Source organism: Geoanaerobacter pelophilus, assembly GCF_018476885.1.
Lineage (GTDB): Bacteria > Desulfobacterota > Desulfuromonadia > Geobacterales > DSM-12255 > Geoanaerobacter > Geoanaerobacter pelophilus.
Window position 1 is genome coordinate 696,487 of the sequence record NZ_JAHCVJ010000001.1, and the last position, 15,541, is coordinate 712,027.

Here is a 15,541-nt window from a genome sequence, read left to right on the forward strand (position 1 = left end):
GTCTTTCCCGCACGTAATGGTGGTCGCATGTAGGGGCGGTTCGCGAACCGCCCCTACGTCATAGACCATTTTACCCTAAGATCTCGGGATGTCTTGTAACCGTCCCAGAAATTCCCTCATTGGATTCTTGAAATGCCATATATTTCCGTGATTGCGTGACAGGGCAAGATGTACCAGCTAAGCTCAGCGAAGCCAGTGTGTCGCCGCTAGTTATTCGGTTTAATCAACACAGACTTCTTTTGCTGAGCCGGCTTCAAGTATTTTATTGCATCCTACAAGATAAACACTTCCAGAGCATTTACCCTTTGTAAAGGAGAGGATACCAAATATTTTGCTGCTCAAGCAGTACCCTTCGCATTCAGAGGAATCCGAGCAACTTTTACCTTTATCTTTGGTTGGCAAATCACAAATCTTAGGCCGTTGGTTACCTGGCATCCCTGGCGACCACCACGTTCCCCCAAGTTTGCGACACTCAGCTTCAGTTTTAATCTGAGATTGTTTATGTTCTTTTATCTCAAACGCGCCAGCAGTCCCGACAGTAATGGCTAAAAACAAAACAAGGACAAAAATACGAGATGGCATGCTTTCCCTTTCAATTTCTTGCACCTAACAAATATATGCCCCCATGGCATCTAGCATTATATGCTTTGGAGTCTCCAAAAGAAATTTCAGTTAAATCAATCTCATTGTCAAAAGCTTACGACATGTAACATATCAGCGGGAAGGGGTCAAACGGTGATAGGTGGCGGGGTTGTTGTAGGGGCGGTTCGCGAACCGCCCCTACCAATCGTACAACAACCGATCACACAATTAATTGCGGCCTACTGACATGCCGGATTTTCCTTATCAAATTCCCATTTTAACGGGTTGTTGATTATATATTCCTGAGCCCGAGTCAATTCATCTTCGTTGCGGATCACCCGTTCGTAATAGTTGCGCTGCCAGACAGTACAGCCGGGGTTGTTGCGAATGATGTTTATCTGCTTGGTTGATACGGTCTTGAATGCCCCGATCAAACGACCCAGGGATTTCGTCTTTTCAGCATGTAGGAGCGGTTCGCGAACCGCCCCTACGTTGTTAATCACGATGATTCCATGAAGATGATTCGGCATTACCACAGATCCTTCTAACGCAACATAATCGTATTGTGATGCCAACCAATTCCAAGAATCAACAACCACCCGCCCGAAATCATTCAGCAGCATTTTCCCATCAACAATTTCACCGAACAGGCATTCCCGTTGCCAGGCGCATATGGTCACGAAATAGGCACCGGATTGTGAATAATCGTAATTCTTCAGGCGGATGGAACGACGGTGGTGGATGTCGCGATTGAAAATCATGTTACCCATATATTGAGGCGGTTCGCATGTAGGGGCGGTTCGCGAACCGCCCCTACGGCTTCAGAAACAGGTCCACCCGGTAACCGGCAGTCTCGGCCCGTTTCACCAGCGCTGCAGCACCCTTGGCTACCGCTTTTTCCCTGGCAGCGGATACCTTGCCGCTCCTGGCGAGTCCTGCCTCATTGACCAGAGTAGCCAGCTCCAGCCAGGCGACTAGCAGCTCCCAGCGCTCCTTGACAAACCATTCATGCGGGCCGCTGCTATGGCGGCCGATAAAGGCCGCGACATTGCGGTCAAGGAGGAGATCTTCCAGCCACTCCTCCTGCTCCTTTACCGGCAGAGCCAGTAGCTCCTGCCAATGAAGCATGGCTTTGAACAGGCGGATGATGCTCACTACATCAAGAGTTGCCAGCGGGTCATCCACGCCGCCACCCTCGGCATAGAGTTCATCGCGGATCGGCCGGACCAGCCCGAAGCGCTCCACCAGTTCAGTGGTCACCGCTGGCGGTTCATCCCCCTCTTCCAGTTCACCGATACGGTGCAGGCAGAGCCAGGCAAAGGCCAGCAGTTGCGCGGTATATCCGGAAACAGGATGCGTTGCTGATTTCCCCTCAGCAAGGCTTTCCAGGTAGAGCAGCTCTTTGGCCACTGCCGTTACAATCGGCTCCGGCGCACCGGTCAGTAAGGCCAGACCGGCCAGCTCCCCGATAAACCGATGAAGATCGTCTTGGAAGGCGTCCCGGATCTTTTTCAGGCTTTTTGCGTCCAGTTCACCGAAATCTCCGGTGAGCAGCCCGGCATGGCGATCGAGAATATCCTCCAGACTGTCGAGCAGCGGGCCAAACCTGACCAGCTTCACCTCTTCGTCGATGCTCTCCACCGGCCGCCCCTGCAGCTGGTGGCAGAGAGTACCCCAGGTGCCGTATTCGTCGTCCCACACCTCGCGGAAATCCATGAAGGCATGGTATTCGTACGCCTCCATCTCCACGAACAGCCCCTCATTGAACAGTTCCCGGCCGTTGCGGATATATTCGAGACCGCTGGCATAATCGCGGAAGATGTAGTAGTGCCGACCATCCCCCTTGAAGCCAAGCGCCTCGCCGAGCAAGGTCTGGCGAAGAACCATCTCTTCACCGTTGCCGGTCCTGACCGCAAAGGCGGTGGAACTCCGGAGCCAGCCGGCGGTCGAGGCGAAACGGTTGTGGAAGACAATGATCGCCCGGTGTTCGCCGACCCGGTTGGAGTAGGCGTAGACATCCTCGTTGACCGAGCCGCCCACCCAGAAATCATAGAAGGTGAAGTTGTCGGCCCCGGAGAAGAGCCAGCGGCGGCGCATCAGCGGGAAGATCCGCCGTTCGTGCTCCCGCACCAGGTGCTCATCCACCGGTTCGTCCCAGTAGGCCCGCTTGTATTCCATGCCGTATTTCTCGTGGAACCCTTCCACCTGGCCGTGGCCGAGCATCGGCAGGCCGGGCATGGTCACCAGCAGCACGCAGGCGCCGAAATACTTGTTCTCCTTGCCGAACTGCTCCACTGCGGTCTTTTCGTCCGGGTTGTTCATGAAGTTGACGAAGCGCTGCAGCACCTGGGGGTTGAACTCCAGGACGTTCTTCACGGTCTGGCGGTACTTGGCGTTCTCCTCCATCTTCAGCATGTTCATGAAGGCGCTGTTATAGACCCGGTGCATCCCAAGGGTCCGGACGAAATACCCTTCCATGAGCCAGAACGCCTCGGCCAGCAGCAGGGTATCGGCAGCCTCAACCGCCACCCGATCCACCACCTGGCGCCAGAACTCCTCGGGCATGGCGTTGTCAAACTGCTCCCTGGTCATGCCATGTTCGGCCCGCGATGCCACCCCGCCATGACCGGGCTGGGGGAACCAGAGCCGCTGGTAATGCTTCTTGGACAGGGTCATGGCAGCATCGAAGCGGATGATCGGGAACATGCGCGCCACGTGGAGGATGGTGCCGGCAGCTGCCTCGCGCACCTCGGGATTCAGGTAATTGAGCTGGGCCGTGTCGTTCCAGGGGGTGCTGGTGCCGTCGTTGCCGTGGTAGATGTAGCGGGTCCGGCCGTCCCGGTGATCGTAATACTTGAAGACCACCGCGGCATCGCGCCGCTCCCAGTAGCCGTCCTCGATATGCAGGCTGATCTCCGGCGACGATGACAGGTCCGGGCCGGTGAAGCTGTAGCCGGGATACGGCGGGTAATCGAGCTGGACGAACCAGTCCGGGTGCTCCAGGATCCATTTGGAGTAAATGCCGGTGTGGTTCGGCACCATGTCGCTGGCCAGCCTTATGCCACGCTGCAGCGCCCGCTCCTTGAGGTTCCAGAGCGCCGGCTCGCCCCCTAAGTCATGGGCAATAGTGTAGTCAAAGAGGGAATAGGCAGAGGAAATGGCTTCCGGATTGCCGCAGAGCTGCTTGATCCGCTGGGACGCGGGCGACCGCTCCCAGATGCCGATCAGCCAGAGCCCGGTGACTCCCCAGCGGGCCAGACGGTCCAGTTCGGCGTCCGGAATCCGGTCAAGAGTCCTGATCTCTTCACCATACTCACTGGAGAGCTGCCCCAGCCAGACGTAGACCATCTTGGCCAGCAGCACCACGTTCGGCATCCAGTCAGTATCGGCGGAAAACCGCTCCGGCTCCGGGTAATAATCGTTGACCCCGCTCCCGGGACCGAACTCCAGGACATCGATTCCGCCCGGCTCGCCACGAGGGGCAAAGACCCGGCTCTCCTGCTCGACAATGGCAAAAACGGTCTGGATCTCGACCAGGAGATCCTTGGGAAGGACCGCCTGCCACTCGCGACGGATGAAGGCCAGCTGGTCGTACAAGGAATTGGGCGCAGCCTTCAGCGGGAGACGCAGCAGTTCGGCCAGCGGCAGATCGAACGGCGCCACCGGCGGCGCCTTGATCAGCTCCCGTTCTATACCGGAACATGCCTGCAGATAATGGCTGGTAGCGACCAGCTCGCTATCGTCCAGGATCTCCCGGAAACTGTCGATTGCCCTGTTCTCGGCAGCGACCCTGATGAGCAGCATTTCCCGGAACAGCTGATAGTTGCGCTGATCGCGCCCCTCGGAGGCATTCAGCCAAGTCGCGAAATCCAGATAGCTGTCAGCAAGCACTGCCTCGGGTGGGAAGATTTCACCGAACCGGACCGCCAGCGAGGTAAATTCCGGAGAGTCCAAGGGAAAACCGCTCTTTTCCAGGAGTATCGACAGCAGTCCCGGCTCCTGCTCGAAGAAATAACGATCGCAGATAATGCGGTAGACGCGATTCAGCAGCGCATAAAGATTCAGAGCCCCTGCCTGGACCGGCTCGCCTTTCCGGCCGGGCCTTGCTGAGATGCGAGCGGCAAGCTCCCGGAAAAACATGACAACCGGGAGCTGCTGACTACGAATCCCTTGTGTGACCTCGGCAAGCCCCAAGGCGTGCCACGATGCACGATTTACCTGGATTTCGTATGAAAAATATTCCGTAAGTTTGTTCTCTGGGGACATCGGGTTCCTCTGGGACGATCAATGCAGATTCTTGGCGTTAGCAGGCTGTTACTGGATTATGCCACAGTTGCGGTCATTCACAACCTTTTCTTCTTTTCACACATTCTCAGTAAACCGGACACACAACTGTAACAATCTCTTGATAATCTGTTAACATTTCCATGAGGAGTTTATGCCGATGAAAATTCTTATCATCGAAGACGAACGGGACCTGGCTGATCTGGTCGCCTTCAACCTGCACAAAGAAGGATATCAGACAGATGTGGCTACTGACGGCAGGAGCGGCCTGGAGCGGGTGATCAGCGAAAAACCGGACCTGGTGATCTTGGATCTGATGCTGCCGGAAATCAGCGGCATCGAGATCTGCAAGGCAATCCGCCGTAATGAGAGCTGTTCGGCGATTCCGGTCCTCATGGTAACAGCCAAAGGGGAAGAGATCGATAAGGTGGTCGGGTTCGAGGTTGGCGCCGACGATTATCTGGTCAAACCCTTTTCCACGCGGGAGCTACTGCTCAGGGTCAAGGCAATCCTAAGGAGGAGCGCCAATGAAAAACCTGAGGCCAAGCTATTCCGCGCCGGACCGGTGGCCATTGACACCGAATCCCACAAGGTAACATCGGACGGCCAGGAGATAACATTGACCATCACCGAATTCAAACTGCTGCTGACACTGATGGAACGACTCGGCAGAATGCAGAGCCGCGAACAGCTTTTAAGCCATGTATGGGGGTACAGCAGTGATGCCGACACCCGCACGGTGGATACCCACATAACCCGTCTGCGCAGCAAGCTCGGCACCGCCGGCGACCTGATCAAGACCATCCGTGGTTTCGGCTACAAGATGGAGGTTGAATGACCTTCTCCATCCGCTGGAAAATCTTCGCCTCATTCATCCTGCTGACTGCAGCCATGGGAGGTGCCCTGTACGCCTACCTGGTGCCGACCCTTGAGCGTCACCTTTTGACTGACCTGTCAGACCACCTTTTCAGCCAGGCAGGTATTGCGGCTGTTGCCGTAAGTAACGAAACCGGGGAATTAAGCCATTATGCGCCGCGGCTCGCTGCCGAGATCGGCAGGCAAAGCAAGGCCCGGGTGACGATCATTGCCCCTGACGGCAGAGTGGCCGGTGATTCCCAGGTATCGCCAGACAAACTCATTGATCTGGAAAACCACAAAGACCGGCCCGAGGTCATTCAGGCACTGCAAACAGGGCAAGGGAGTGCAATACGCTACTCGACCACGCTCCGCTCCGAAATGCTCTACGTTGCCGCACCGGTCAACCTCCACAACACCGGAATCGGCACCATCAGGCTGGCACTGCCGCTCAACTCAGTTGACCAGTTGAAGATGAAGCTCCACGTCACCCTCGGCTTGGCGATCCTGTTTGCCGCACTTATCGCCCTTGCCCTGAGTTCCATCCTCTCCCAGCTGGTCTACCGCCCCATGCGGCAGATATCCCAGCTTGCCGGTGAGATCGGGGCAGGCCAACTTTCGCGGCGAATCCAGATACGGCGAGACGACGAATTCGGCGGTTTGGCCAGAGTCATGAACGACATGGCGGATCGGCTTCAGGAGCAGATTCACAGCCTGGCATCCGAGCGGAATCGCCTCGATGCAATCCTTCGCTGTATGGGTGAAGGGGTAATGGTCACCGACAATGAAGGGGTCATGACCCTGGTCAATCCTGCCTTCTGCACCCTGTTTGAGGTGCAGGAGAATATCTCTGGCCGGCCGTTGATTGAAATATCGCGTCACCCCGGCCTTAATGACTCTTTCCGGTCATGCCTGCAGAAGAAAAGCGAGCATATCCAGGAGATAACCATAGAGGCTTCCAGTGAGAAAAATGTTATTACCTACTGGGTACCGCTGCTCGACGGAGACAATGTAACCGGTATGGTGGCGGTTTTTCACGACATTACCGAGCTGAAACGGCTGGAGAAGATCAGGAAGGACTTTGTGGCCAATGTCTCTCACGAACTGCGCACCCCGGTCACGGTGATCAAGGGGTATAGCGAGACCCTGCTGGGTGGGGTGCTGACCGAAGACCCGGAGCGATCTCAGCAGTTCCTGTCGATAATCCTGAACCACTCCGAACGGCTGGCAGCACTGATCTCCGACCTGCTGAGCCTGTCGGAGATGGAATCTGGCAATTTCAGCCTGAAACTCGGACCAGTTGACCTCGGAGCAACGATCAGGCATGCCGCCGAACTTCTGGAGTTGAAAAGTGTCGAAAAAGGGGTGGCCCTGAAATTAGGGGAAATCCCTGCCGGCACCGGCATCCTCGCCGACCAGAGACGAATCGAGCAGGTGTTTTTCAACCTGCTCGACAACGGCATCAAATATACCCCTGCCGGCGGAGAAGTCTCCATAAATGTCGCCAGTAGCGACAACAACGTCACGGTTACCATCAGTGATACCGGACCGGGTATCCCGCTGCCTAGCCTGCCGCGGATCTTCGAGCGCTTCTACCGGGTGGACGCGGCCCGCAGCCGGGAGCAAGGCGGCACCGGACTCGGCCTGGCGATCGTCAAGCATATCGTGCAGCTTCATGGCGGCAGCATCAGCGTGGACAGCCCGCCGGGCCAAGGGGCAATTTTCAGAGTCATATTAAAGAAACCGTAACACCCCTCTCTTCATGGCAAAACTCTCTGCCCCCTCCCCTAAACATGGGGAGGACGGGCGGGATCGCGCCACTCCAGCGGCACTGCAGCCAACCATCCCAAACGTTCCATCAATGTCCTGAACTCATGATCGAGCGGTGCGATCAATGCCACCGGAGCGCCAGTGATTGGGTGCGGGAACATCAGCTCAGCAGCATGCAGCAGTAGCCGATGCACGCCGAACTCTTCCCGGAAGAACCGGTTGTGCCGCCCCTCGCCGTAGCGGGTATCGCCGATGATCGGATGGAAGATATGCTTAAAATGCCGACGCAGCTGGTGGCGCCGACCGGTGCGTGGCGCTGCCGAGACCAGCGAATAACGGGAGGTGGCATAACGGCCGACAGAGGACTGAAGCTCGATGCGCGCTAGACAGCGAAAAACGGTAACCGCTGCCTGCGCCTCCTTCTCAATGCCGGTAAAAATATGGTCGTGCTTGTCCTGGTCCTCAACCAGCGGGTAATCGATGGTCCCCTCATCCGGCGCATAGCCCCGCACCACGGCCAGGTAAGATTTTTTTACCTCGCCGGCAGCAAAGCACTCCACAAGACTTCGGGCGATTTCCGGGGAAAAGGCGAACAGCAGCACCCCGGAGGTCGGCTTGTCCAGCCGGTGGACCGGATAGACCCGGCGCCCGGTCTGGTTGCGCACCGTCTGCAGGGCAAAGCGGGTTTCATGGCGGTCGATCGGGCTCCGGTGCACCAGCAGCCCTGACGGCTTATTGACGGCAACCAGGTAATCGTCCTGGTAGAGAACTTCAAGACATTCATCCATATCCTTCGGGCCTTTCATAATTCACCAGCCTGTAACAGGCATGCAACATTACCCTGCTATGCTCTCCCAGACAATACAAAAAGGAGAACTCAGATGTGGCGTGAAGAGGCAATTGATTTGAAAATTTCCCGGTTTTTCGAGAGTTCGGCGCGGGTCCTGCTCTCCCTGCTGATTGTGGCGATACTGCTGGCGATTCTGGCCGGCATCGGCACTACGTTTTACGACCTGCGGCTAGTCCTAAAGGGTGAGGTGCATACGGTTTTCAAGACACTGCTGGTGGATATGCTGACTGTGCTGGCGATTGTTGAAGTGTTGCGCACCGCCCTGGCCTATTTCACCGAAGGCAGGGTCAAGGTCACCTACATCATCGATACGGTCATCGTGACCGTCCTAACCGAGGTAATGGCCTTCTGGTATCGGGATATGGAATGGCAGGAAGTGGCGATGGTGATCTTATTGGTGCTGTCGCTGGCCCTGATCCGGATCATTGCGGTGCGGTTTTCGCCGCGGCGCCTGCAAAACGATTTCTGACTGCGGTTTCCCCGGCACCCACCTGCCGCCAGAGGTAAAGCCCCTGCCGCCGTTATGTGACGGCGACAGGGGCTTTTTCTTTACATCCTGAACTGGGCGACTATTTTTTTCAGCTCCTCAGCCATGCCGGCGAGCTGGCCGGCTGCTCCGGCAGTATCGTTGGCATTGTGCGATGCGCTGCTGACCGCTTCGGTAATTTCGTGCATGCTCTTGCTGATCTCATTGGTGGTGGCGCTCTGCTCTTCGGCAGCAGTGGCAATCTGGTTGATCTGACTGGTCACATCGGCGATCTCCGAAAGGATCTCCTGTAAGGCGATGCCGGAGCGGGAAGCGTCCTCGGTCCCACGCTCAACCTCCTGAACCCCTTCTTCCATGGCCCCGACTGCCGACTTGGTCTCCTGCTGAATGGTCTTGATCATCTCGCCGATCTCGCGGGTCGCCTTGGTGGTACGCTCGGCAAGGGCGCGCACCTCATCGGCAACTACAGCAAAACCGCGGCCCTGCTCACCGGCACGGGCCGCCTCAATGGCCGCATTCAGGGCCAAAAGGTTGGTCTGATCGGCGATATCTTCAATGGTGCCGACGATATTACCGATCTGTTCTGAACGGGTGCCGAGCGATTCCACGGTCTTGGCGCTCAATTGTACCTTGTCGGCAATCCGCTGGATGCTCTGCACGGCATGGCTGACCACTTCGGAGCCATTGCGGGCGGTGTCGGTGGCACGGTTGGATATTTCCACAGTGCGGATGCAGTTCTGGGCGATTTCCGCCGAGGTGGCGGCCATCTCTTCGCAGGCAATGGCAATGGAAGTCGCCTGACTGGCGGCTTTTTCCGTACCATTGGCAATGGTTTCCGAATTGTTGTTCAACCGGTCGGCGGATGAGGCAACCTCTACCGCGTTCTGGTTGATCCGCATCACAATTACCTTGAGATTATCAAGAAAACGGTTGAACGAGTGGGCCAGGGAACCGGTTTCGTCCTCACGCTCCACCTGAAGCCGTCGGGTCAGATCGCCGCCGCCGCTGGCCATCTCTTCCAGGCTCTTGTCAACATAACCAAGGGTGCGGGTAATGCCGCGGCTTATGAAATAGCAAAGCAGCAGCATGAACAGGGCAAAGGCAATATTAAGCCCTACCAGCAGCCACTTGACATTACTGACATCATGCTTGACATCGTCGATGTAAATGCCGCTTCCCAGTACCCATCCCCATGGGGCATATTTCTGCACATAGGAAAGCTTGGTATACAGCTCGTCGGTAGTGCCCCCACCTTCCTTCGGTTTGGGCCATTCGTAATTGACGAAACCGCGATCGGCCCGTTCCACCAGTTCGTTGCAGGCAACAAAGAGGTTCTTGTTATCCAGTTTTCTGGTTTCTCCGGACAGCCCGTCAATAGATTTTGTGGCCTTGTTGAATTTGGCGTCGTCAAGCACCTTGCCGTTCAGCGCCGGAACAGTCGGATGGATGATCATCTTGGGGACCGGCTTGCCAAGATCATTGATCCAGACATATTCCTTTTTTTCATAGCGCAGCTTCGAGATCTGCTCGGCAGCCTCCTTTTGCGCCTGTTCCAGCGGAAGGGCCCCGGCTTTCACCTTGGAATCATAGAACTCGACAATGCCGACTGCCATCTCAACAACGTGGCGAGTGGCGTCCTGCTTTTCCTTGATGATCCGGTTTTCGATCAACGGCAGCAGGTAAGCGAAAAGCCCTGCCATCATCATAATGACGCTGATGACCGAAATCGTCATGATCTTGTACTGGATCCGCCAGTTCTTGAACCTCGTGAAACCCATGTTAGTCTCCTTCTTCTAAGTATTTATGATGTTATCCACAAATCTCTTTCAATTTGGCCGCGATCCGCTCGGTCGGCAGGACAAAATCGACGGCGCCGGTTTCCGCCGCTGCCTTGGGCATGCCATAAATCACGCTGGTTTTCTGGTCCTGGGCAATGGTGACGCTACCGCATTTTTTCATGTGCGCAATGCCGTCGGCACCGTCACGCCCCATGCCGGTAAGGATCACGCCAACCATTTTGCCGCCTTTCCCAGGGCAGAGACTGAGCATGCTCACATCGATTGATGGGCATACGGAGTTGACCCGTTCCCCTGCCGCCAGGTGGATGCTCTGGTTATTGACAAAATACAGGTGCACCCCTCCCGGGGCCAGCAGGACCTTGCCGCTTTGGAGGAGATCGCCCTCCTTTGCCAGGGCGACCGGCATGGCCGAAACCCTTTGCAGAGAGGTGACGAACGACTTGTCAACCAGCGGCGTAATGTGCTGCACTATGACAACCGCGGCGTTCAGGACCGGAAGCTTGGGGAAGAGTACCTCCAGGACCTTGAGACCGCCGGTAGAAGAGCCGATGACGATGAGATTGGTGAGTGCCATCTATTGGACCTCATGCTCCATCTGCTCAAGACAAGACAGGTAAGAACGCAGGGACGCCACGAACTCTGAGGGCTCGAACGGTTTGGTGATGTAATCCATTACCAGTTCCTGGAGCCCGTCCATTTGGTCATCCGGCGTATCAAGGGCGGTCAGCATGGCAATGATATTGCCTGACTGAAGGCCAGCCGCAGCTATCTCCCGGATGGTTTCCCAGCCGTTTTTCCCGGGCATCATGATATCCAGGAGAATCACCCCCCTGAACCCCTCACGCAGGTACTGTAGGCATTCATCGCCGCTTGCGGCAGACAGGAGGCCGATCCCGTGGAAGGTGAGAATTTCCTGGACTGTTTCGCGGATATAAGGTTCGTCGTCCACAATCATCACTTTTGCTGGAAAGCTCTTGTCTGCTGTCATGATTACCTCCGGAACTGAGCGTAAACTTTATCGTGGTCCCCAACCCTTTACCCGGACTCTCGGCCCAGATCCGCCCGCCATGGTTGACAATGATCTGGCGGCAGATGGAAAGACCGAGACCCGATGAACGCAACTCATGCCGCGAAGGGTCTGCCTTGTAAAATTCATCGAATATCTGTAGCCGTTCTTCATCGGAAAGGCCGATCCCCTCATCATGCAAAGAGACGCACACCTCATCCCCTGAAGCTTCTGCATCGATGATCAGCCTGGATCCGCGGGGAGCGAACTGCACCACGTTCTGCACGAGCTGGGAGAAAACCTCCTGGATCTCCGAGCGGTCCGAATGGATCGTAAGGTCTTGCGGAATGAGGTTTACCACCCTCAGGTCGTGGTTTTCGATCTCGGTATCCATGAGAGAGAGGAAATCATCCACTGCCGGGGCCAGAGAAAAACAGTCGAGGTTTAACCTGAGCCTGGTCGGCTTGAACCGCTTCGCCAGCTGCATGGAGTTTGCAACCAGTTCGCGGATATGCTGCACATTGGCGATACAGGCCTTTATCCATTGCTGCTGCTTTTCATCGCCAGACTTGGTAAGGATCATGGGAAGCAGCGCCACAAGCGGCGTTAATGGAGTATTAAGGTCGTGACCAAGGCGACGAATGAACTGATCTTTCTGCGTGATAAGACCTTCGACCGACAGATGTGCTTCATCCAGATTCTCCTTGGCCTCAACCAAGACCGACTGATAATGGAGAATGATGGCAATAAAGGCGCTGAAGGAGAGCACCAACCCGGCAATAAGGGCGACGAGCCACTGGTTCTCACCGACAACATGGGTGGTGGCGACCCAAAGGGCAACAATGCCCCCGATGGCGGCTGCCAGAAACATCAGCATTATTTTAACCGACATGGTTGATTTCATCGGGCACCATTTACGGCTGATGAAGCATGATGTTGACCTGCTTCAGAAACTGTTCCACGGTGAATGGCTTTGGCAAGAAGCTGATTTCATTCACCATCGCTTTGTCCTGATCAAGGATGTCACTGGTATAGCCGGATACAAACAAGACAGGCAGAGCCTCATGGCCCTTGCTGATTATTTCGTACAGTTCCCTGCCGTTCATTTCTGGCATGATCACATCCGACACCAGCAGGTCGATATGATTTTCCGGAGCAGATGCCATTGACACGGCAATAGCTGGGGATTCCGCTTCCAGCACCAGGTAGCCGTTGCTGCTCAGGATCTCGCCCATCATTTCCCGAACCATGATGTTATCTTCCACCAGCAGGATGGTTTTGCGGCCGAACACCGGTGAGGCAGCATGATCTGCCGCTGCCGGCAGCTGCAGGGAGGCAGCAGACGACTCGCCAACGTATTCGGGCAGGTATATTATGAATGCCGTGCCCACCTCAACCTTGCTGGACATCTTGATATAGCCGTTATGCTGCTTGACGATACCGTACACCGTTGCCAGCCCCAGTCCTGTGCCGTGGCCGACCGGCTTGGTCGTGAAAAACGGCTCAAACACATGCTTGGCCAGTTCTTCGGACATGCCGCATCCGGTATCGGTGAAGGCCAGGAGGATGTGGCGCCCGCTATGCATGCCGGGATGCAGCCGTGCATATTCGTCATCCAGCAAGACGTGACCGGTTTCTATCCTGATCTCCCCTTTCCCCTCGATGGCATCCTGGGCATTGACCAGCAAGTTCAGGAGGATCTGCTCGATCTGGCCTCGATCCACGGACACAAAGGCATGCGGTTCGGCAAGGCTTAAACCGATGGCAATATTCTCCCGGATGGTGCGACGCATGATATCCTGGAACGACCGCACGATATCGTTCAGGTCATGGGGTTCCATGAGAAGGTTCTGTTTGCGCCCGAAAGTAAGCAGTTTCTGGGTCAACTCCTTTGCCTTGTGACCGGCGGAAAGGATGTTTTCGGCTTTCCTCCGGTCGTTATCGTCATGCCTCAGGCTGTAGCACAGCATGTCGGCATAGGCGATGATAGGGGTGAGGAGATTATTGAAATCATGGGCAATACCCCCTGCCAACTGCCCTACAGCCTCGATCTTCTGCATATGCAGCAGCTTCGACTCCAGCTTCTGCCGGGCTTCTTCCTGCCTGACCCGGCCAATGGCAATGGCAGCCAGGTGCGCAGCAGACTCGATCAGGTGAAGCGCCTTGTCATCAGGAGACTTTTCCTCCCGGTGGTAAATGGCAAAGGTGCCCAAAAGCTCATGGGCCGAGGAGATAATAGGTTCGGACCAACAGGATTTCAACCCGGCCTCTCCGGCAGGAGCAAACCCTTTCCAATAGGGATGCCCCTCTATTTTTTCCACCACCACCCTTTTTCTAGTGTAGGCTGCCGTGCCGCAGGAACCGATGCGAGGCCCGATGGGAAGGCCATCGACCGCTTTGTTGTAAAAATCCGGGAGACTCGGGGCCGCACCATGCCGCAACCGCTCACCGGCCTCGTCTGCCAGCAGGATGGAGCAGAGCGAGCCGGGATATTCGGCTTCCACCATCAACACAACCTGGTCCAGGATTGTGGGGAGTTCGACACCGGTGGCGATATTCTCCAACAAGGTCAGCCGCGTCTTCAGCTGTTGCTGCTGATCGGAAATAGTTGTCTGGGAAAGGTGCAGTCGATCGAGATGCTTGAAAAGCATCCGAACCAGAAAGATGGCAGCGGCACTCAAAGCTGCGAGGAGCAGCACTGTGGACACAGTGCGGCGATACCAGGCAGACAGCACCTCATTCTTGGCTATCGATACCACGGCAATAACAGGAAATCGTTTGAGCCGGTGGTAGGAGACAATGCGTGGTTCCGGATGAATGATGCCGGCTTTCAGGAAATAAGTTCCGGCCGGCGCTTGCGGCAAATGTTTGACAAACAGCGGGGTCTTCGCGAAGTTGAATTTGTATTCAGCCTCTCCCCCAGGCTCATTCACTATCGGTGTGCCATCGTCTTTTACCAGCAGGATTCTGCCTTCCTTACCCATGCTTTCCTGGGGAAAGAAATTCTTGAAATAATCCGTATTGAAGCCCACTGAGACCAGAGAATCTATGTTGTTGCCCTTACCTCGAATGGGACGCATCAGATTGAAGCGCCATTGAGAGGTCAGTCTGCTGAAGAGCGGATCGGAAATATATAAATCCGTCTCAGGGTGCGCTGAAAAATGCCGGAAATATTCCCGATCCGCCACATCCACCTGCTTCGGTGGAAACGCATTACTGTTCATGAAGAGCAGGCCGTTTCGGTTGACCAGAAAAACCATGCCGATCTGGGGCGCCCCCTCGGAATAATGGGTGATGACATCGAAAAGTCTTTTCTGGTCCATGGCAGCAAGCGGGCCGTCACTGGCGGTCTCGCGAATTATCCCCTTTAATACTAGGTCTGATTCAGCCAGGGCGCTTTCCGCATGCTCGGCCAACGCCTTGGCATACCCGGCGGTCATGCGCTTGGCGGTCTCAATGGTATGCCGGTATTCGTCAGTGAAATTCCACGCAGAGATAGAGGCCACCGCAAGGACAATGGTGGCAACACCGGCAAGGATTTTCCGCTTGAGTTTATGGAACGGCGACTCCGTCATTAATAGTGCACCTGATTACAAGCTTGATTGGGTGCACATGGAGGCGAAGCTACCGGTTGTCTCAGCAAAACCATATCTGCTCCGGGTGATCTTAGTTGCGAAGAATAAAGCCGCTCCGGACCGGGCCAAGGCTCTGCCGCCATCGCAATCAAACCGAGGTTTAAATATTTTAAAGTCCGGACCTTAACAGTGGCAGGAGCGCAGAAACTTAGAGCATGCCAACAATAATATACTGTTATATTGCTATAAAACTCTTCGGGTGGTGAGGAGGTGGACTTTAGGATAATTTATCCTCAGCCGGAGAGAACCACGGCTTTCAGCTCATGAGAAAGG

The 15,541-nt window shown here is 55.6% G+C and carries 12 protein-coding genes; 3 read left to right on the forward strand and 9 right to left on the reverse strand.

What is annotated here, in order from left to right; all coding sequences use genetic code 11:
- Window positions 1-219 precede the first annotated feature (219 nt).
- From KI809_RS03240 to KI809_RS03250, 3 genes are all read right to left on the reverse strand, one after another.
- Entirely contained in the window at window positions 220-606 is a 387-nt protein-coding gene (locus KI809_RS03240; RefSeq protein ID WP_214170059.1) for a hypothetical protein, read from the reverse strand.
- 215 nt (window positions 607-821) lie between these two features.
- The gene (locus tag KI809_RS03245) at window positions 822-1,343 is read right to left on the reverse strand and encodes a transposase (RefSeq protein WP_214170060.1); all 522 of its coding nucleotides are present in this window, start codon (window positions 1,341-1,343) and stop codon (window positions 822-824) included.
- A 52-nt stretch (window positions 1,344-1,395) separates the two neighbouring features.
- A complete protein-coding gene (locus tag KI809_RS03250; protein WP_214170061.1) occupies window positions 1,396-4,848 on the reverse strand; it encodes an alpha-amylase family glycosyl hydrolase in 3,453 nt (1,150 codons plus the stop codon).
- A gap of 172 nt (window positions 4,849-5,020) precedes the next feature.
- Between KI809_RS03250 and KI809_RS03255 the strand changes: the two genes are divergently transcribed.
- Both KI809_RS03255 and pnpS read left to right on the forward strand, forming a co-directional pair.
- On the forward strand, window positions 5,021-5,704 hold the full coding sequence (locus tag KI809_RS03255; RefSeq protein WP_435052239.1) for a response regulator: 684 nt from the start codon (window positions 5,021-5,023) through the stop codon (window positions 5,702-5,704).
- Complete coding sequence (gene pnpS, locus KI809_RS03260; RefSeq protein WP_214170063.1) at window positions 5,701-7,470, forward strand: two-component system histidine kinase PnpS; 1,770 nt, start codon at window positions 5,701-5,703, stop codon at window positions 7,468-7,470. Before KI809_RS03255 ends, pnpS begins: the two co-directional genes overlap by 4 nt.
- 38 nt (window positions 7,471-7,508) lie before the next feature.
- Here pnpS and truC read toward each other — a convergent pair whose 3' ends face one another.
- On the reverse strand, window positions 7,509-8,297 hold the full coding sequence (truC, locus tag KI809_RS03265) for a tRNA pseudouridine(65) synthase TruC (protein WP_246559149.1): 789 nt from the start codon (window positions 8,295-8,297) through the stop codon (window positions 7,509-7,511).
- Between the two features lie 75 nt (window positions 8,298-8,372).
- Here truC and KI809_RS03270 point away from each other — a divergent pair, with 75 nt between their 5' ends.
- On the forward strand, window positions 8,373-8,810 hold the full coding sequence (locus tag KI809_RS03270) for a phosphate-starvation-inducible PsiE family protein (RefSeq protein ID WP_214170064.1): 438 nt from the start codon (window positions 8,373-8,375) through the stop codon (window positions 8,808-8,810).
- An 80-nt stretch (window positions 8,811-8,890) separates the two neighbouring features.
- Here KI809_RS03270 and KI809_RS03275 read toward each other — a convergent pair whose 3' ends face one another.
- Genes KI809_RS03275 through KI809_RS03295 form a run of 5 tightly spaced genes read right to left on the reverse strand, consistent with a single transcriptional unit; the run spans window position 8,891 to window position 15,208 of the window.
- Window positions 8,891-10,606, reverse strand: a complete 1,716-nt coding sequence (locus tag KI809_RS03275; protein WP_214170065.1) for a methyl-accepting chemotaxis protein — start codon at window positions 10,604-10,606, stop codon at window positions 8,891-8,893.
- 31 nt (window positions 10,607-10,637) lie between these two features.
- Window positions 10,638-11,201, reverse strand: coding sequence for a CheB methylesterase domain-containing protein (locus tag KI809_RS03280; RefSeq protein ID WP_214170066.1), 564 nt, complete (start codon window positions 11,199-11,201; stop codon window positions 10,638-10,640).
- On the reverse strand, window positions 11,202-11,582 hold the full coding sequence (locus tag KI809_RS03285) for a response regulator transcription factor (RefSeq protein ID WP_246559150.1): 381 nt from the start codon (window positions 11,580-11,582) through the stop codon (window positions 11,202-11,204). It lies immediately after the preceding gene.
- Complete coding sequence (locus KI809_RS03290) at window positions 11,488-12,525, reverse strand: sensor histidine kinase (RefSeq protein ID WP_214170067.1); 1,038 nt, start codon at window positions 12,523-12,525, stop codon at window positions 11,488-11,490. The genes KI809_RS03285 and KI809_RS03290 overlap by 95 nt, the downstream gene beginning before the upstream one ends.
- A 22-nt stretch (window positions 12,526-12,547) precedes the next feature.
- A complete protein-coding gene (locus KI809_RS03295) occupies window positions 12,548-15,208 on the reverse strand; it encodes an ATP-binding protein (RefSeq protein WP_214170068.1) in 2,661 nt (886 codons plus the stop codon).
- Between the last annotated feature and the right edge of the window lie 333 nt (window positions 15,209-15,541).